This window comes from Pseudomonas sp. R-28-1W-6 (assembly GCF_009799925.1).
Taxonomy (GTDB): domain Bacteria; phylum Pseudomonadota; class Gammaproteobacteria; order Pseudomonadales; family Pseudomonadaceae; genus Aquipseudomonas.
In genome coordinates this window covers 23,298-41,138 of the sequence record NZ_WELK01000001.1, presented here as the reverse complement: position 1 = coordinate 41,138, position 17,841 = coordinate 23,298, and the positions used below count along the sequence as shown (strand labels likewise).

Here is a 17,841-nt window from a genome sequence, read left to right as displayed (position 1 = left end):
TCCATCCTACGGCTCAGGGACGTAGGGCTCAGGCCGCCTTGGTCGGCGCGGGTTCCGGCTGCCGTTGCTGCAGGTGGGCGAGCAGGGTGCGCAGCGGGGCGAGCTGGCGGCAGATCAGGCCGAGCTGCACCTGCACCAGGCGGTGGCCTTCGTCCATGTCCTCGGGCAGCTGCTCCAGCTCCTCGGCCAGGGCCTGGTCGGTCTCGCTGTACACCGCCACCGGGCGGTTGTCGCGCAGGCAGCCGGCGATGTCTTCGAGGGTCGCGCTGATATGCGCCACGGCGCGGTCGTGCAGGGCGTCGCTGGCATCGTCGGCGAGCGTCTCGCGGTGCGCGCCGAGGCCGGACAGGTAGCTGAGCAGGGTGTGCGACAGGACCAGGAAGCGGAAGCCGGTCTCGGCGTCCTTGCGGAAGTGGCCGGGCTCCATGAGCATGTTGGACAGGGTGGTCGACAGCGCCGCGTCGGCGTTGTGTGCGTTGCGCCGGGCCAGGCGGTAGCTCAGGTCGTCGCGCTTGCCGGACTCGTACTGCTGCATGATCTGCAGCAGGTAGCGGCCGTTGCTGCTGAGGGTGTTGGCCAGCACCTGGTTGAGCTTGCGCCCCTGCCAGTCCGGCAGGATGAAGAACACCGCCAGGCCTGCGATCAGCGTGCCCAGCAGGGTATCCACCAGGCGCGGCCAGATCAGCGCATAGCCGTCGCTGACCTGGTTGAAGCACAGCACCACCACCAGGGTCATGGCGCTGGTGGCCAGGGTGTAGCGGTCGACCCGGTTGGTGAAGAACACCACCCCGGCGACCACGGCGAACAGCGACTGCAGCAGCGGCTCGGGGAACAGGCTGATCAGCGCCCAGCCCGCGACCAGGCCGAGCAGGGTGCCGCCGACCCGCTGCACCAGGCGCAGGCGGGTGGCGCCGTAGCTGGGCCGGCAGACGAACAGGGTGGTCAGCAGGATCCAGTAGCCCTGCTGCGGGTGCACCCAGTGCAGCAGGCCGTAGCCGGCGGCCAGGGCCACGGACAGGCGCAGGGCGTGGCGGAACACCAGCGAGGTCGGCGAGAAATGCAGGCGCAGGCGCTCGAAGGCGTCCTTCAGGCTCTGCGGCGAGCGGTCGAGCAGGCTGCTGTCCTGCTCGTCGGCCAGGGCATCCGGGTTGCTCGCGCTGGCCAGCTTGCGTTCCAGGGTGGCCAGGTTGCCGGCCAGGGCGTTCAGCGAGCGCAGCAGGCGGCGCCAGGCCGGGTTGTTCTGCTCGCGCAGGTAGGCCATCGAGGTGTCGAGGTCGGCCATGGCCTGGCTGTTGTCGTTGTAGTCGAACGGCTGGCGCATGCGGATGGCCGTGCCGAGGGCCTGGCAGGCCTTGCCCTGCTGGCTGATCAGGCGGCCGCAGCGGAACATCACGTCGCTGTGGAAGAAGGCCTCGGCTAGGGCGTTGTACGGGTAGTGCGAGGAGCTGGCGCGCTCGTGGATGTCCTGGGCAATGAAGTACAGCTTGAGGTAGCGGTTGGTCTTCTGCCCGCTGCGCTTGCGGCTCATGCGGTTGAGGATGATCTCCTTGGCCTGGTTCAGCGCGCTGACCACCCGGCCGTTCTGCTGCGCCAGCTGCAGGCGCCGGCCCTCCACGTCGAGTTGGCGCAGCGGCTCGAACAGCGAGGCCTTCAGGCGCAGGTAGGCGCCCAGCTCGATGAACACCCGCGCCAGCGCCTGCTGCACCGGCTGCTGGCTGAACAGCGCGCTCCAGATCACCCCGAGCACGCCGTACCAGGCGGCGCCGGCGATCAGCAGCAGCGGCTCCTGCCAGAAGCTGCCCAGGGCGCCGCCGCGGTGTTCCAGGCCGATGGCGGTGTAGATCGCCAGGATCAGGGTGGCCGAGGCCACCGCCGCATAGCGTTCGCCGATGCCGCCGAGCAGGGTCATGGCGAAGGCCGCCAGGGCCAGGCCGGCGCCGAACAGCCAGGGGTAGGGGAACAGCAGCTGCACGGCGGTGGCGGTGGCGGCGAAGCACAGCAGGGTCACCAGCAGGGCCTGCAGGCGGCCGCGCCAGTGGTCGTCGCTCTCGGCCAGGGCACTGGCGATGCAGCCGAGGAACAGCGGGATGACGAAGGCGATGCGGTCCAGGTACCAGCACAGCGCCATGGAGCCGGCCAGGGCGATGAACACGCGGATCCCGTAGGTGAACTTTTCGCGCGCCCACAGGCTGCGCAGGGTCAGATTCAGCGATGAAGGCATGGGCGAACGGCTACCCGCCGGGTGATCGAACAGTGGATGGGGTCACAGGGGAAAGACGGTGGCTGGCGCCGGCGAGGCACCATTCTAGCGACCGCTCGGGCAAAAATAGCAGCCGCTTGTGTGCGCTGATCGGCCGCTGGCGCAGGCGCGGATTCGGCTGCGCGATGCCCGGCTGGGGGAGCCGGGCTGGCCCGGTCACTCAGTTGTGCAGGCTGCGCCCGCGGCCGCTGCGCTTGGCCTGGTACAGGCGGATGTCGGCCTGGTGCAGCAGGCTTTCCAGGTCGTCCGGGGCGCCGTGGTAGATCCCGGCGCTGAACGACAGCGGCGGCGCGCCCGGGGCGTACCTGAGCCGGGCGCAGGCGTCGCGCAGCCGGTCGAGGCCGGCCGCCAGGCCGGGGCCGTCGAGGTGGCTGACCAGGGCAAACTCCTCGCCGCCGAGGCGGCCGAGCAGGGTGTCGGGCAAGGCCTCGCGCAGGCAGCGGGCGAAGCCGACCAGGGCGGTGTCGCCGCTGGCGTGGCCGTGCTCGTCGTTGATCGCCTTGAAGAAGTCCAGGTCGAGCATCGCCACGCTGAGCGGCTGGCCGCCGCGCTGGGCCTGCTGGAACAGCTGCTCGCCCTGTTCGTAGAAGGCGCGGCGGTTGTACAGCCCGGTCAGCGAGTCGAACAGCGCCGCCTGCTTCAGCGCGTGCAGCATGTCGCGCCGTTCCAGGGTCGACATCACCCGGCAGTTGAGTTCTTCCGGGCAGAACGGCTTGCGCAGGAAGTCGTCGGCGCCGTGCTTGATGAACTTGGCGCTGAGCGAGCCCTTGGCGTCGGCGGACAGGCCGAGGATGATCAGCTCGTGGCGCCTCATCTTCTGCCGCAGCAGCTTGACCAGGTCGAAGCCGCTGATGCCCGGCATGCTGTGGTCGACCAGGAACAGGTCGATGTCCGGCTGCTCGTGGAGGATGCGCAGGGCCTCGTTGCCGTCCTCGGCATCGATGATCTGGTACTGGTGCGGGCTGAGCACGCGGCGGATGAAGTGGCGGGTGGCCTCGGAGTCCTCGGCGACCAGGATCTTCACCTGGCTGTTGCGCTCCAGGCGGTGCAGCAGGCGGAAGGCGAACTCGTAGGAGTGCTGGCTCTCCTTGAGCACGTAGTCGACCACGCCCTTGAGCAGCAGCTCGTCGCGGCGCTGTTCGTTGTACGAGCCGGACAGCACGATGCAGGGCAGGTGGTAGTGCAGCACCAGGTCGACGATCTCGCCATCCGGCGCATCCGGCAGGTTGAGGTCGACGATGGCGGCGAAGAACAGGTTCGCCGAGGTTTCCAGCAGCACCTGGGCCTCGCCCAGGGAGGCGCAGAACAGCGGCTGCAGCTGGGGTTCCTGGCGGAACAGGTGTTCGAGGATCTTCAGCACCAGCGGGCTGTCTTCGACTACCAGGATATTGCGCACGACGACCTCCATGACGATCGGCTTCGATGATGGCACAGTGCCGCCCATCGAGGCACGCGCGGCGCTGTCCTAGACCGGTTCCTAGAGCACGCGCACGCGCAGCGAGCGGCCCTTGATCTTGCCTTCGTTGAGACGCTTGAGCGCCTGCTTGGCGACGTCGCGCTCGACGGCGACGAAGGCCTGGTAGTCGAACAGGGCGATCTTGCCGATCTTCGCGCCGGGCAGGCCGGCCTCGCCGGTGAGGGCGCCGAGGATGTCGCCGGGGCGCAGCTTCTCCTTGCGCCCGGCGCCGATGCACAGGGTGACCATCGGCGGCTGCAGCGGCTCGCCGCTCTTGGCCTTGAGGCTGCCCAGCGGGTGCCAGTTCAGCGGGCTCTTCTGCAGGGTCTCGATGGCCTGGGCGCGATGGCCTTCGGCCGGGGCCACCAGGCTCATGGCCAGGCCCTTGGCGCCGGCGCGGCCGGTACGGCCGACCCGGTGGATGTGGATTTCCGCATCACGCGCCAGTTCGACGTTGATCACCATGTCCAGGGCATCGATATCCAGGCCGCGCGCCGCCACGTCGGTGGCCACCAGCACCGACAGGCTGCGGTTGGCGAACATCGCCAGCACCTGGTCACGGTCGCGCTGCTCCAGATCGCCGTTCAGCGCGGCGGCGGAAATGCCGTTGGCCGTCAGGTGCTCGACCAGTTCCTGGCACTGCTGCTTGGTGAAGCAGAAGGCCACGCAGGATTCCGGGCGGTAGCTGCCCAGCAGCCTGAGCACGGCGTCCATGCGCTGCTCGGGGGCGATCTCGTAGAAGCGCTGCTCGATCTGCGCATCGTCGTGCAGGGCCTCGACCTTGACCTGCTGCGGGTCGCGCATGAAGCTCGCGCTGAGCTGCTTGATGCCGGCCGGGTAGGTGGCGGAGAACAGCAGGGTCTGCCGCTTGGCCGGGGTCTGGTTGATGATTTCGGCGATGCTGTCGTAGAAGCCCATGTCGAGCATGCGGTCGGCTTCGTCGAGGACCAGGGTGTTGAGGCCGTCGAGCTTGAGGGTGCCCTTCTTCAGGTGTTCCTGAATGCGCCCCGGGGTGCCGACGATGACGTGGGCGCCGTGCTCCAGCGAGCCGATCTGCGGGCCGAACGGCACGCCGCCGCAGAGGGTGAGGATCTTGATGTTGTCGGCGGCGCGGGCCAGGCGGCGCAGCTCCTTGGCCACCTGGTCGGCCAGCTCGCGGGTCGGGCACAGCACCAGCGCCTGGCAGCCGAAGAAGCGCGGGTTGAGCGGCGCCAGCAGGCCGATGCCGAAGGCCGCGGTCTTGCCGCTGCCGGTCTTGGCCTGGGCGATCAGGTCCTGGCCCTTGAGGATGACCGGCAGGCTCTGGGCCTGGATCGGCGTCATCTCGGCATAGCCGAGGGCGTCGAGGTTGGCCAGGGTGGCGGCGGAAAGGGGCAAGGAAGCGAAGGCGGTGTTCACGGCGGGGACCTGCAAATAGGAATGCCGCGCAGTGTATCAGGCGCCGCCGGCGCTGCCCCGCGGGAAATCCGCCGCAGCCTGCCGTGCGTCGCCCGGGGCCTGCAGCTGCGCCTTGAGCTGGCCGATGCGGGCGTCCTTGTCCTGCCACAGCTGGCTGACCCAGGCCTGCACCGACTGGCGGAATTCGGCGTCGCCCTGGTAGTCGCCGGCCCACAGCGCCGGGTCCAGCTCGCGGGTCTGGATGTCGACGATGATCTTCGCCACCTGGCCGCTGATCAGCGCCCAGAAGCCGGGCGCGCGGTTGCCAGGGTAGACCAGGGTGACGTCGAGCAGGGCATCCAGCTGCGGGCCGAGCGCGGCCAGGGTGAAGGCCACGCCGCCGGCCTTGGGCTTGAGCAGGTGCTGGTAGGGCGAGCCCTGCTGGGCCTGCTTGAGCGGGGTGCAGCGGGTGCCTTCCAGGAAGTTGACCACGGTCACCGGCAGGTCCTTGAAGCGTTCGCAGGCGGCCTTGGTGATCGCCAGGTCCTTGCCCTGCATGTGCGGGTTGCGGGCCAGGTAGGCCTTGGAGTAGCGCTTCATGAAGGGGTAGTCGAGCGCCCAGAAGGCCAGGCCGAGGAACGGCACCCAGACCAGCTCCTGCTTGAGGAAGAACTTGAAGTAGGGCGTCTTGCGGTTGAACGCCTGGACCAGCGCCGGGATGTCGACCCAGGACTGGTGGTTGCTCACCACCAGGTAGGAACGTTCTGCACTCAGCCCCTCGCCGCCGCGGATATCCCAGACGGTGGGGGTGAGCAGGGCGAAGATCAGCTTGTCGATTTCCGCCCAGGTCTCGGCGACCCACATCACCCCGCGCGAACACTGGTTGCGCAGGCGCCGATTGGGCGCGGCCAGCTTGAGCAGGGCAATCAGCAGCAGCGGGCCGATCAGGATCAGGGTGTTGAGCAGGAGCAGCAGGAGGATGCTGCCGGCACGAAGCAGTCGACGCATGGCAAGTCCCGGTCGCCAGGGGAAGTGGCGCCATCATAACCGTCCGTCTACCGGCTGTGTGCATGCCCCGGCTGATCTCAACCTGCCCTTAACCCGGAGCCATCGCCTATGATGGCGGCCGCCACTTTTACTTTCCTGCGGTCAGCGTCCAGCGTGCTTAAGCGTATTGCGGTCTCCGAGTTGTGCCTCGGCATGTATATCCACGAATTCTGCGGCTCATGGATGGATCACCCGTTCTGGAAGGGCCGCTTCCTGCTCGACAACGACCGCGACCTGCTGCGCATCCACGCCAGCGAGATCGGCGAGGTGTGGATCGACGTCAGCCGCGGGGTCGACGTGGCGCCCGGCCAGCCCAGCCGCACGGTGGCCGAGGTCGCGGCGGAAACCGAGGCGCGCCTGCTGGCCGTGGAGAGCATGACCGCCCCGGCGCGGGTCGACCTGGCGCAGGAAGTGTCGCGCGCCCTGCGCCTGTGCGCGCAGTCCAAGGCGGCGGTGGTCGAGATGTTCCGCGACGCGCGCATGGGCCAGGCGGTGACGCTGGCCAATGCCGGTGGGCTGGTCGAGGAAATCGCCGACTCGGTGCTGCGCCACCCCGATGCGCTGATCAGCCTGGCGCGGCTGAAGACCAGCGACGAATACACCTACATGCACTCGGTGGCGGTGTGCGCGCTGATGATCGCCCTGGCCCGCCAGCTTGGCCTGGCCGAGGAGCAGGTGCGCGAGGCGGGCATGGCCGGGCTGCTGCACGACATCGGCAAGATGGCGATTGCCGATGCCATCCTCAACAAGCCGGGCAAGCTCACCGACGCCGAGTTCGCCACCATGCGCGGCCACCCCGAGGCCGGCGGGCGCATGCTGCGCGACATCCCGCAGGTCAGCGCGCTGGTGCTCGACGTGTGCCTGCACCACCACGAGAAGTACGACGGCAGCGGCTACCCGCATCGCCTGCTCGGCGAGCAGATCAGCCTGTTCGCGCGCATGGGCGCGATCTGCGACGTGTACGACGCCATCACCTCGGACCGCCCGTACAAGCAGGGCTGGGACCCGGCCGAGGCGATCCGCAAGATGGCCGAGTGGAAGGGCCACTTCGACGACAAGCTGTTCCAGGCCTTCGTCAAGTCGGTTGGCATCTACCCGGTCGGCGCCCTGGTGCGCCTGGAAAGCGGCCGCCTCGGGGTGGTCATGGAACAGCACGAGAAGTCGCTGCTGACGCCGCGGGTCAAGGTGTTCTTCTCCGCCCGCTCGAAGGTGCCGATCGCCCAGGAAGTGCTCGACCTGGCCAAGCTGGCCGGCCGCGACAAGATAGTCGGGCGCGAGTCGGCCGAGGACTGGGGCTTCAAGCACATCGAGGAACTCTGGTCGGGCATCCCGGCGCGCAAGGGCTCGTACTTCGACTGACGCGCGTGGCGGATTGACCTGTGCGCGGCGCTGCGGCACCGTTGCCGCCTACAGCCCTTGCCCGCACGGACGCCATGTCGCATATCCTGATAGTCGAAGACGAAGCGGCGATCGCCGATACCCTCATCTATGCCCTGCAGGCCGAGGGCTATGCGACCACCTGGCTGCAACTGGCCGAGGCGGCCCTGGCGCTGCAGCAGCGCAGCCCGGCGGATCTGCTGATCCTCGATGTCGGCCTGCCCGACATCAGCGGCTTCGAGGCCTGCAAGCGCTTGCGGCGCTTCTCCGAGGTGCCGGTGATCTTCCTCACCGCGCGCGACGCCGAGATCGATCGGGTGGTCGGCCTGGAGATCGGCGCCGACGACTATGTGGTCAAGCCGTTCAGCCCGCGCGAGGTGGCGGCGCGGGTCAAGGCCATCCTCAAGCGCATGGCACCGCGCGTGACCGTCCCGGTCGCGGCTGCGAACGGTCCGTTCCTATTGGATGCCGAACGGGTACAGATCCACTACCACGGCCAGTTGCTCGGCCTGACCCGCCACGAGTTCCGCCTGCTGCAGACCCTGCTCGGCCAGCCGGAGCGGGTGTTCTCCCGCGAGCAACTGCTCGATGGCGTCGGCGTGGCGGCGGATGCCGGCTACGAGCGCAACATCGACAGTCATATCAAGAGCCTGCGCGCCAAGCTGCGCCAGGTGGCCGCCGATGCCGAGCCGATCCAGACCCATCGCGGGCTGGGCTACAGCCTGAGGCTGGTCTGATGCCGCTCGGCGCACGGATCTTCCTGGTGTATTTCCTCTTCGTCGGCCTGGCCGGCTGGTTCGTGCTGAGCACGGTGATGGACGAGATCCGTCCCGGCGTGCGCCAGAGCACCGAGGAAACCCTGGTCGACACCGCCAACCTGCTGGCCGAGATCCTGCGTGACGAGGTCAAGGCCGGCAGCCTGGCGCAGAGCCGCCTGCCCGCGCTGCTCAAGGCCTACGGCCAGCGCCAGCCGCAGGCGCAGATCTGGGGCGTGGAGAAGAGCGCGGTCAATCACCGCATCTATGTCACCGACGCCCGCGGCATTGTCCTGCTCGACTCCAGCGGCGCGGCCCTGGGCCAGGACTACTCGCGCTGGAACGATGTCTACCTGACCCTGCGCGGCCAGTACGGTGCCCGCTCGACCCGCGAGGACCCGGCCGACGAGGACAGCTCGGTGATGTACGTGGCCGCGCCGATCCGCGACGGCGAGCGGATCATCGGCGTGGTCTCGGTGGCCAAGCCGAACAAGTCGCTGCAGCCCTATATCGAGCGTTCGCAGCGCCGCCTCGGCTGGCTCGGCGCCGGCCTGATCGGCCTCGGCCTGCTGATCGGCGGGGTGCTGTCCTGGTGGCTCAGCGGCTCGCTGCGCAAGCTCACCCGCTACGCCCAGGCGGTCAGCCAGGGCCAGCGCGCCGAGCTGCCGGCGCTGCGCGGCGGCGAGCTGACCCAGCTGGCCAGCGCGGTGCAGAAGATGCGCACCGAGCTGGAGGGCAAGGCCTATGTCGAGCAGTACGTGCATACCCTGACCCACGAGCTGAAGAGCCCGCTGGCGGCCATCCGCGGCGCTGCCGAGCTGCTCGAGGGCGAGATGCCGGCCGAGCAGCGCCAGCGTTTCGTGGCCAATATCGCCAGCGAGGGCGCGCGCCTGCAGCAACTGATCGAGCGCCTGCTCAACCTGGCCCTGGTCGAACAGCGCCAGGGCCTGGAGGAGCGCGTGCCCGTGGCCCTGCGCGAGCTGGTCGAGGAGCTGCTGCGCGGCCAGGCGGCGCGCATCGAGGCGGCCGGCCTGCGCCTGGACAACCGCATCGCCGCCGGGCTGGCGGTCAGCGGCGAGCGGTTCCTGCTGCGCCAGGCCATCGCCAACCTGCTGGATAACGCCCTCGACTTCACCCCGCCCGGCGGCCTGCTGCAGTTTCGCGCCGAAATGCAGGACGGCCACCTGGCGCTGCGCCTGTACAACCAGGGCCCGGCCATTCCCGAGTACGCGCTGGCACGCCTGACCGAGCGCTTCTACTCGCTGCCGCGCCCGGCCAGCGGGCGCAAGAGCACCGGCCTGGGGCTCAACTTCGTGCAGGAAGTGGCCCAGCTGCACGGCGGCGAACTGCACGTCGGCAATGCCGACGGCGGGGTGGTCGTGAGCCTGCTGCTGCCGCCGGCCTAGCCGCGGCAAAGCGTCGCCGGGATCACTCGGCGAGCCCCTGGTGGCCGATGGGGGTCGTTGAATGGCGCCGGCTCTGCTACAACATCTAGCTAAAGCCCAGGGAGCACGAACCGCATGAAATCCGTTGCCGAAATCCTCAGATCCAAGCCGCATGCCCTCGTCTACAGCGTCGCGCCCGACGACTCGGTGCTCGAGGCCATGCAACTGATGGCGGAAAAGGGCATCGGCGCCCTGGTGGTGCTGGAGAACGGCCGCCTGGCCGGGATCGTCAGCGAGCGCGACTATGCGCGCAAGGTGGCGCTGCTGGAGCGTTCGGCCTTCAGCGCCAAGGTGCGCGAGATCATGACCGCCGACGTGATCACCGTCGGCCCGCGGCATACCACCCAGCAGTGCATGCAGCTGATGACCGACCGCCATCTGCGCCACCTGCCGGTGCTGGCCGAGGGCGAGCTGATCGGCCTGCTGTCGATCGGCGATCTGGTCAAGCAGACCATCGCCGAGCAGGCCAGCCTGATCCAGCAGCTGGAGCAGTACATCCGCGGCGAGTAAGCCGGATCTGCTGCCGGCTGGCCGTCAGCCGGGTCTGCTGTTGTCGGAGCGGCTTCAGCCGCGATGTCCTTCACCCCAAGAGCATCGCGGCTGAAGCCGCTCCCACAGAAGTCCCGACAGCCTCCAGCGCACCACACAAACTCCACACGTTCTCCATTTTCGCCGCATTCGCGCGCCACAGACGCACACCAGACTCTCCCCCACATTCACCCCCGGAGAGTCCCACCATGAACCGAAGCCTTGCCATCAAGCTGGGGCTGATCGCCCTGCTGATCATCCTGCTGATGATCCCCATCGTCATGATCGACGGCATGATCGAGGAGCGGCAGGGCCTGCGCGACGAGGTGCTGCAGGACATCGCCCGCAGCTCCAGCTACAACCAGCAACTGACCGGCCCGCTGCTGGTGCAGCCGTACCGCAAGACCCTGCGCCAGTGGAAGACCCACGCCAAGACCGGCCAGCGCTACCTGGAGGAAAGCGAGGAGCGCGGGCGCCTGTACTTCCTGCCCGAGCGCTTCGTCATGGGCGGCGAGGTCACCACCGAACTGCGGGCCCGCGGCATCTACCAGGCGCGCCTGTACCACAGCAACAATCGCATCGGCGGCCATTTCGAGCTGCCGGCACAGTTCGGCATCAGCGAAGACTTCGCCGACTACCGCTTCGAGGCGCCGTTCCTCGCCGTCGGCATCAGCGATATCCGCGGCATCAAGAACGACCTCAAGCTGCAGCTCAACGGCCAGACCCTGGCCTTCCAGCCGGGCAGCGCCGACAGCCTGCTCGGCGCCGGCGTGCATGCACCGCTGCCGGCCCTCGACCCGGCCAAGGCGCAGCGCCTGGAATATGCCTTCGACCTGCTGCTGCAGGGCACCGGCCAGCTCGACGTGACCCCGGTCGGGCGCGACAGCCGGGTCGAGCTCAAGGCCGACTGGCCGCACCCGAGCTTCGTCGGCGAGTACCTGCCGAGCGAGCGCGAGATCCGCCAGGACGGTTTCAGCGCGAGCTGGCAGACCAGCTTCTTCGCCACCAACCTGGAGGAGGCCCTCGCCGACTGCGTGGGCGGCGGCGAGTGCCAGGCCTTCCAGGGGCGCCATTTCGGCGTCAGCTTCGTCGACCCGGTGGACCAGTACCTGAAGAGCGACCGGGCGATCAAGTACGCCCTGCTGTTCATCGCCCTGACCTTCGCCGGCTTCTTCCTCTTCGAGGTGCTCAAGCGCCTGGCCGTGCACCCGGTGCAGTACGGCCTGGTCGGCCTGTCGCTGGCGTTCTTCTACCTGTTGCTGCTGTCGCTGGCCGAGCACCTGGACTTCGCCCGGGCCTACGCCCTGGCCGCCACGGCCTGCGTGCTGCTGATCGGCTTCTACGTCAGCCACGTGCTGCACAGCTGGCTGCGCGGCGCCGGTTTCACCGCCGGCCTGGCGGCGCTGTACGCAATGCTCTACGCCCTGCTCAGCGCCGAGGACTACGCCCTGCTGATGGGCTCGCTGCTGGTCTTCGGGCTGCTCGCCAGCGTGATGGTGCTGACCCGCAAGCTGGACTGGTACGGCATTGGCAAGCCTGCCGCCCTCCAAGAACCTGGCGCGGATCTCTCGTAGGGTGCGCCGTGCGCACCAAGAGTTCCGCGCCCGGCCCGGTGCGCCCTGGGCGATGACCAGAGGCGCCCTCTGCCGATGCCACAACAAGACCGGTACCAGGCTCCAAGGAGTTCACGATGATCCGTTTACTGATGCAGTTTTCCGCCTGTTTCGCCCTCGGCCTGGTGGTGGCCGGGGTGCTCCTGATCGGCCTGATGTTCTTCGGCCAGTTCGACCTGATCCACGGCCTCGACCTGAGCGGCAAGCCGATGGCCAGCCTGGCCCTGGCGTTGTTGCCGGAGGCCTTCTGGAGCGAGCTGACCGGTATCCCCGGCGCCGCCGCCAATGCCCATGTGCAGTCCTTCCTGCAACTGTGTGCGGGCCTGGCCCAGGTCGCCCTGCTGCTGGCGGCCGGCTTCTTCCGCCTGTGGTACGTGCGATGAGCGGGCATCTCGGCCTGCGCGAGGAGGCGCGCCAGGGGCACCTGCTGGCGCGGCGCATCGCCGGCCTGTTTCCGCGGCGCGCCCCGGCGTTCAGGCCGCCGGTTCGGTCGCCCGCATCGACGGCCGCTGGCTGACGTCGGCGTACCAGGCGGCCAGCCCCGGGTAGCGCTGGCGCCAGTCCAGTTCGGGCTGGCGCAGGTCGAGGTAGCCAAGGGCGCAGGCCAGGCTGAGGGCGGCGATGTCGAAGTGGCTGCTCAGTTCGGCGATGGCTTCCCGCTCGAAGCTGGCCAGGGCCCGCTCGATCTTCTCCTGCTGCGCGGCAATCCAGGCATCCCAGCGCTTGTCCGCCGGGCGCAGGAAGGTCTCGTAGCGGATCAGCACGGCGGCATCGAGCACCGCATCGGCCAGCGAGGCCAGGGTCAGGCGCCGCCAGCGGGCGTGGCCGCCGGGCGGAATCAGCGGGTCGCCGACATGCTGCTGGTCGAGGTAGTCGAGGATCACCCGGCTGTCGTGCAGCACCGTGCCATCGGCCAGGCGCAGGGCGGGAATCTTGCCGGCCGGGTTGCTTTCGAGCACCCCGGCATCCGGGCTGAGCGGGCTGAGCTGGGCGGGCTGCAGGGCCACGCGGTCGGTCTGGCCGGTCTCGTGCAGCAGCACCAGGACCTTGCGCACGAAGGGCGAGGTGGGCGAGTGAAACAGGGTCATGGTACTCATGGTCGGCTCCTTGGGCAGGCTGTACGCATGAGCCTCTCAGCTCGTGCCGGGCAATGCAATCTGCGCGGCCGGCCAGAGGCGGGTGTTGCGGCCTAGATCGCCGGCATGCGCTGGCGGCGGCGCCAGCCCTGCAGGCGCTGGTCGAGGGCCAGCAGGCTGTCGAGCTGCTGCTGGCGCGCCTTGCTGAACAGGATCAGCGCCAGTTCGGCGGTGGCCAGGGCATCGGCGCTGGCATTGTGGCGTTCGGCGGCTTGCAGGTGGAAGTGCGCCAGCCAGTCGTCCAGCCCGGCGCGGCGCAGGGTCAGCTGCGGGCACAGCAGCGGTGCCAGTTCGGCGACATCGAGGAAGGCGTGGCGCAGGCGGTAGCCGAGGCTCTCGCGCAGGGCGCGGGCCAGCATGTGCTGGTCGAAGCCGGCGTGGAAGGCCAGCAGCGGGCTGTCGCCGAGGAACTCCATGAAGGCCAGCAGCGCCTCGACCGGGTCGGTGCCGGCGGCGATGGCGCTGGGCGCGATGCCGTGGATCAGGGTGCTGGCGCTGGCCTTGTGCCCGGCGCGGTGCAGGGTGCATTCGAACTGCTGGCTGAAGTCGATGGCGCCGCCTTCGATCACCACCGCGCCGATCGCCAGCAGCTGGTCGCGCTGCAGGTTGAGGCCGCTGGTTTCCAGGTCGAGCACCACCAGGCGCTGCCTGGCCAGGGGCGCATCGCTCAGGGCCGCGGCCGCCGGCAGCGCGGCCAGGCGCTGTTGCTGGGCTGCGCTCAGTTGCGGGGTGTCGCGGCGGATCCAGTTGAAGATGTTCATAGCTGGTAGCGCAGGCTCAGGCTGGCTTGCAGGCGCTGGGCCTGGCGGAAGGACTCGCGCAGGATGCGCCGGTCCAGCTGGTTGAGGCTGTCCGGGTCGAGGCGGTTGGAGAACGGCAGGCCCTGCAGCGCCTGCTGCTGGTGCAGCTGCAGGCGGGTCTGCTGGATGAAGTGGTAGGCCTCCTCGTAGGCGGCGCCGTCGAGGGCGTCGATCACCCCGTGCTCGACCAGTTCGGCGAAGCGCCGCTGGGTGTTGCAGTCGGCCACGCCGTGAACCAGGGCGAGCAGGCGCGCGCCATCGACGAAGGGGGTGAGGCCTTCGGTCTTGAGGTCGAGGGTGTCCTTCTCGGCGCCGCTGCGGGCCACCACGAAGTCGCGGAAGCGCCCCACCGGCGGGCGGTGCTGCAGGGCGTTGGCCGCCAGCATGCGCTGGAACAGGCTGTTATCGCGGATCTCTGCGAACAGCTGCTCGCGCAGTTGCTCGCCGCCGTCCTCGTCGCCCCAGACCACGCGCAGGTCGAAGTAGATGCTGGAGCCAAGCAGGTTCTCCGGGCTGGCCTCACGCACGAAGCTGCTGAAGCGCCGCGCCCACTCGCTGCGCGACAGGCACAGCTCGGGGTTGCCGGCCATGATGTTGCCCGGGCACAGGCTGAAGCCGCATAGCGCCAGCTGCTGGTTGATGCGCCGGGCCAGGGGCAGCAGGCGCTGGCGGATGGCCTCGGCCTCCGCGCTGCTGGCGGCGTCGAACAGGATGCCGTTGTCCTGGTCGGTGTGCAGGGTCTGCTCGCGGCGGCCCTCGCTGCCGAAGCACAGCCAGCTGAATGGCACACCGGGGTCGCCGAGCTCCTCGATGCACAGCTCGATCACCCGGCACACGGTGTGGTCGTTGAGCAGGGTGACCAGCTGGGTGATCTGTGTCGAGCTGGCGCCGTGGGCCAGCATGCGCTCGACCAGCAGGCGGATGTCGCTGCGCAGGGCAGTCAGGGTCTCGACCTTGCCGGCATGGCGGATGGTGCGCGCCAGGTGCACCAGGTCGACGCGCTGCAGGGAGAACAGGTCGCGCTCGGAGACCACGCCGACCAGCTGGCCATGCTCGACCAGGCAGACGTGGGCGATATGCCGCTCGGTCATCGCCAGGGCGGCGTCGAAGGCGCTGGCCTGGGGCGGCAGGTGGAAGGGCTTCTGCGTCATCAGCGCGCTGATCGGCTGCTCCAGCGAGCTGCCGTCGGCGATCACCCGGCGCAGGTCGCGCAGGGTGAAGATGCCCAGCGGGCGGTTGCCTTCATCGGTGATGACGATGCTGCCGACATGCTGCTCGTGCATGCGCCGCACCGCCTCGCGCAGCGGTGTTTCGGCCCTGCAGCCGACCGGCTGCTGCATGGCCAGTTCGCGCAGCGAGGTGTCCAGCGAGTACTGCGCGCCGAGGCTTTCCGCGGCGCGCAGCTGCACCTGCTGGTTGACCTGGTCGAGCAGGCTGCTCACCCCGCGCAGGGCGAAGTCGCGGAACGGCGCGGACTGGCTGAACAGGCGGACGAAGGCGTCCTTGCCCAGCAGCAGGCAGAAGGTGTCCTCGCCGGCCAGGTGTTCGGTGCGGGTGGCGCGCTCGCCGAGCAGGGCGGCCAGCGGGAAGCACTCGCCGCTGGCGATCTCGAAGGTGGTCTCGCTGCCGCGTTTGGCCGAGTGCGGGCGCTCGCCGACCACCAGGCCCTGCTTGACGATGTAGAAGTGCTGCACCGGGCCGTCGGCGGGCTTGATGATGCTCTCGCCGGCGCCGTAGAAGCGCAGCTGGCAGTGCTCGACCAGATAGGCCAGCTGGGCGCTGTCCATCTGGTTGAACGGCGGGTACTTGCGCAGGAACTCCATGGTGCCGTGGATGTTCTGCAGTACGGCGGTCTTGCCGGCGGCGCTGCTTTCCTTGGACTGCATGCGGGCTGTCCCGATGGCGGTGATGCAAGCATCATCGGCCATGGGTGCCCGCCGCGCCAATTGGACCTAGGTCGCAGGGGCGGCTGAGCCGCCGAACGGTGTCGAGCGGCCGCCGCGCCGCCTCAGGCGGGCTCCTCCAGCTGTTGGCCCTGGCCCTGCGCGGCGAGCAGGCACAGGCCTGCGCCGAGGCCGAGGGCCGCCGCTGCGGCGAACAGGGCCGGGGACATGCCCAGGCCGAGCCGGTACAGGCCGGCGGCGACCAGCGGCCCGGCGATCTGCCCGACTCCGTAGGCGGCGGTCATGCTCGCCAGCATGTTGTAGCGCACCTGCGCGGTCCAGGCGCGAGCCGCCGGCATGGCGATGGTCACCGTTCCCATGAAGGTGCCGCCGACCAGTAGCGCGCTGAGCAGGCAGGCCCAGGGCGCCTGGCTGAGCGCCGGCAGGACCACGCCCAGCGCCTGCAGCAGCAGGTTCAGGCCCAGGCTGTGGCGCGTGCCCAGGCGCTGGTGCAGGGCGTGCCAGAGGAAGCACGACGGCATCGCGCCGAGGCCGAAGGCCGCCCACACCTGCAGCGGGCCGATGCCGGCGAGGCTGCCCTGCAGCAACAGCGGCAGGTAGGTGGCGGTGACGATGTAGCCGAAGCCGGCCAGGCCGTAGACCAGCACCAGGCGCCGCGGCGGCAGTCGCTCGGCGGGGTGCTCGCCGCTCAGCCGGCCGGGCGCGGCGCGGCAGCGTGCCGGTGGCCGGCGCAGCTGGCTCCAGACCGGCAGGCACAGCAGCAGGCCGCTGGCGGCCAGCAGCCACCACAGGGCCTGGCTGCGCAGGCCGAGGTACTGGCCGCCGGCCAGCAGCTCGGCGGACAGCAGGATGCCCAGGCCGACCCCGGCGAACAGCAGCGGCGCGGCACACGGCTCGGCATGCCTGTGCAGCAGCCAGAGCGAGGCGCCGACCAGGGCCAGGGCGCTGCACAGGCCGGCGCCGAAGCGCACGCCGAGCAGCACCGCCGGCTGTTGCAGGCTGCCCATCAGGCCCAGGCCCAGCAGGGTACCGACGCTGGCCAGCAGGCACAGGCGGGCGGCCTGCTCGTCGCGGGCGCGGGTCAGCAGCAGGGCGCCGAGCAGGTAGCCGGCGTAGTTGGCCGCGGCGGCCAGGGAGCCGCTCTGCAGGTCGAGCAGGCCGTCGTCCAGCATCAGCGGGTAGAGCCCGGTGAAGGCGAAGCGGCCGAAGCCCATGCCGACCGCCAGCAGCAGGGCGGCGGCCAGCGCGGCGCGGCTCATGCCCGGGCGCTGTGCAGCAGGCTGCGCCAGCGCTCGAAGGCGGCACTGCGGTAGCCGCTGCGCCAGACCAGCAGGGTGTCCACGCTCAGCAGCGGCACGCACTGCAGCGCCGGCGGCTCGCGCAGCAGTTCGAGCAGCGAGCGCGGCAGGACGCCGACGCAGGCGCCGGCGGCCACGCAGGCGAGAATCGCGTGGTAGGAGCCGACTTCCTGCACGCGCACGGCCGGCCCGGTGCTGTTCAGCCAGCTCTGGGCGATCTGCCGGTAGCTGCAGCCCAGGGTGAAGCCGGCCAGGGTGCGCAGGCGCACATCCTGCGGGTCGCGCACGGGCGGCTGGTCGACCGGCAGCACCAGCAGCAGTTCCTCGGCAAACACCGCCTCGGCCTCCAGCCCGGCAGGCAGCGCCTCGGCGTGCCACTGCCCGGCGGCGAAGGTGCGCGGCTGGGCGATCAGCGCGCAATCCAGGCGCCGCGCCAGCACCCCGTCGAGCAGCGGCTGGCTGGGTCCGGTGCTGACTTCCAGGCTGACCTGCGGGTGCTCGCGGTGGAACTGCGCCAGCGGGGCCGGCAGGCGGCTGGCCGCGCTGCTTTCCATGCTGCCCAGGCGCAGGCTGCCGCTCGGCTGCTGCGGGTGCATGGCCTGGCGGGCTTCGTCGGCCAGGGCCAGCAGCTGCTCGGCGTAGGCGAGAAACGCGTGGCCCTGCTCGGTCAGGGTCATGCGCTTGCCTTCGCGAAGGAACAGCGCCACGCCGAGGTCGTCCTCCAGCTGGCGGATGCGCGTGGTCACGTTGGACTGCACGCGCTGCAGGCGCTGGGCGGCACGGGTGATGCTCTGCTCCAGGGCGACGGTGCGGAAAATGCTCAGCGTCGAGAGATCCATGGACTT

The 17,841-nt window shown here is 69.7% G+C and carries 15 protein-coding genes; 6 read left to right on the top strand and 9 right to left on the bottom strand.

Going from position 1 to position 17,841, the window contains the following annotated elements; all coding sequences use genetic code 11:
- Window positions 1-28: 28 nt before the first annotated feature.
- From yccS to F3I62_RS00165, 4 genes are all read right to left on the bottom strand, one after another.
- Entirely contained in the window at window positions 29-2,221 is a 2,193-nt protein-coding gene (yccS, locus tag F3I62_RS00180) for a YccS family putative transporter (RefSeq protein WP_160487682.1), read from the bottom strand.
- Between the two features lie 199 nt (window positions 2,222-2,420).
- Window positions 2,421-3,656: a diguanylate cyclase domain-containing protein gene (locus tag F3I62_RS00175; protein WP_160487681.1), complete on the bottom strand. Its 1,236-nt coding sequence runs from the start codon at window positions 3,654-3,656 to the stop codon at window positions 2,421-2,423.
- A gap of 81 nt (window positions 3,657-3,737) precedes the next feature.
- Entirely contained in the window at window positions 3,738-5,114 is a 1,377-nt protein-coding gene (gene dbpA, locus F3I62_RS00170; RefSeq protein WP_160487680.1) for an ATP-dependent RNA helicase DbpA, read from the bottom strand.
- Window positions 5,115-5,150: 36 nt separating this feature from the next.
- Window positions 5,151-6,101, bottom strand: coding sequence for an acyltransferase (locus F3I62_RS00165; protein WP_160487679.1), 951 nt, complete (start codon window positions 6,099-6,101; stop codon window positions 5,151-5,153).
- A 153-nt stretch (window positions 6,102-6,254) separates the two neighbouring features.
- Between F3I62_RS00165 and F3I62_RS00160 the strand changes: the two genes are divergently transcribed.
- The 6 genes from F3I62_RS00160 (at window position 6,255) to F3I62_RS00135 (ending at window position 12,241) form a co-directional block, all read left to right on the top strand.
- On the top strand, window positions 6,255-7,499 hold the full coding sequence (locus tag F3I62_RS00160; RefSeq protein ID WP_160487678.1) for an HD-GYP domain-containing protein: 1,245 nt from the start codon (window positions 6,255-6,257) through the stop codon (window positions 7,497-7,499).
- A gap of 74 nt (window positions 7,500-7,573) precedes the next feature.
- Window positions 7,574-8,254 (top strand): two-component system response regulator CreB, encoded by a 681-nt coding sequence (gene creB, locus F3I62_RS00155; protein ID WP_160487677.1) that lies wholly within the window; start codon window positions 7,574-7,576, stop codon window positions 8,252-8,254.
- Complete coding sequence (creC, locus tag F3I62_RS00150) at window positions 8,254-9,678, top strand: two-component system sensor histidine kinase CreC (protein ID WP_160487676.1); 1,425 nt, start codon at window positions 8,254-8,256, stop codon at window positions 9,676-9,678. Before creB ends, creC begins: the two co-directional genes overlap by 1 nt.
- Window positions 9,679-9,792: 114 nt before the next feature.
- Window positions 9,793-10,227 carry a CBS domain-containing protein gene (locus F3I62_RS00145; RefSeq protein WP_160487675.1) on the top strand — a complete coding sequence of 145 codons (435 nt, stop codon included), beginning with the start codon at window positions 9,793-9,795 and terminating at the stop codon, window positions 10,225-10,227.
- A 227-nt stretch (window positions 10,228-10,454) separates the two neighbouring features.
- Window positions 10,455-11,819 carry a cell envelope integrity protein CreD gene (gene creD / locus F3I62_RS00140; RefSeq protein ID WP_160487674.1) on the top strand — a complete coding sequence of 455 codons (1,365 nt, stop codon included), beginning with the start codon at window positions 10,455-10,457 and terminating at the stop codon, window positions 11,817-11,819.
- 116 nt (window positions 11,820-11,935) lie between these two features.
- Window positions 11,936-12,241 (top strand): hypothetical protein, encoded by a 306-nt coding sequence (locus F3I62_RS00135; RefSeq protein ID WP_218572676.1) that lies wholly within the window; start codon window positions 11,936-11,938, stop codon window positions 12,239-12,241.
- A gap of 90 nt (window positions 12,242-12,331) precedes the next feature.
- Here the strand turns inward: F3I62_RS00135 and F3I62_RS00130 are convergent, their stop codons facing one another.
- The 5 genes from F3I62_RS00130 to F3I62_RS00110 form a co-directional block, all read right to left on the bottom strand.
- Window positions 12,332-12,955 carry a glutathione S-transferase gene (locus tag F3I62_RS00130; protein WP_160487673.1) on the bottom strand — a complete coding sequence of 208 codons (624 nt, stop codon included), beginning with the start codon at window positions 12,953-12,955 and terminating at the stop codon, window positions 12,332-12,334.
- A gap of 92 nt (window positions 12,956-13,047) precedes the next feature.
- Window positions 13,048-13,755, bottom strand: a complete 708-nt coding sequence (locus F3I62_RS00125; RefSeq protein WP_160487672.1) for a PolC-type DNA polymerase III — start codon at window positions 13,753-13,755, stop codon at window positions 13,048-13,050.
- Window positions 13,752-15,680, bottom strand: coding sequence for a DUF294 nucleotidyltransferase-like domain-containing protein (locus F3I62_RS00120; protein ID WP_160487671.1), 1,929 nt, complete (start codon window positions 15,678-15,680; stop codon window positions 13,752-13,754). The genes F3I62_RS00125 and F3I62_RS00120 overlap by 4 nt, the downstream gene beginning before the upstream one ends.
- Before the next feature lie 122 nt (window positions 15,681-15,802).
- Window positions 15,803-16,957 carry a YbfB/YjiJ family MFS transporter gene (locus F3I62_RS00115; RefSeq protein ID WP_160487670.1) on the bottom strand — a complete coding sequence of 385 codons (1,155 nt, stop codon included), beginning with the start codon at window positions 16,955-16,957 and terminating at the stop codon, window positions 15,803-15,805.
- On the bottom strand, window positions 16,954-17,835 hold the full coding sequence (locus tag F3I62_RS00110) for a LysR family transcriptional regulator (protein ID WP_160487669.1): 882 nt from the start codon (window positions 17,833-17,835) through the stop codon (window positions 16,954-16,956). Before F3I62_RS00110 ends, F3I62_RS00115 begins: the two co-directional genes overlap by 4 nt.
- Between the last annotated feature and the right edge of the window lie 6 nt (window positions 17,836-17,841).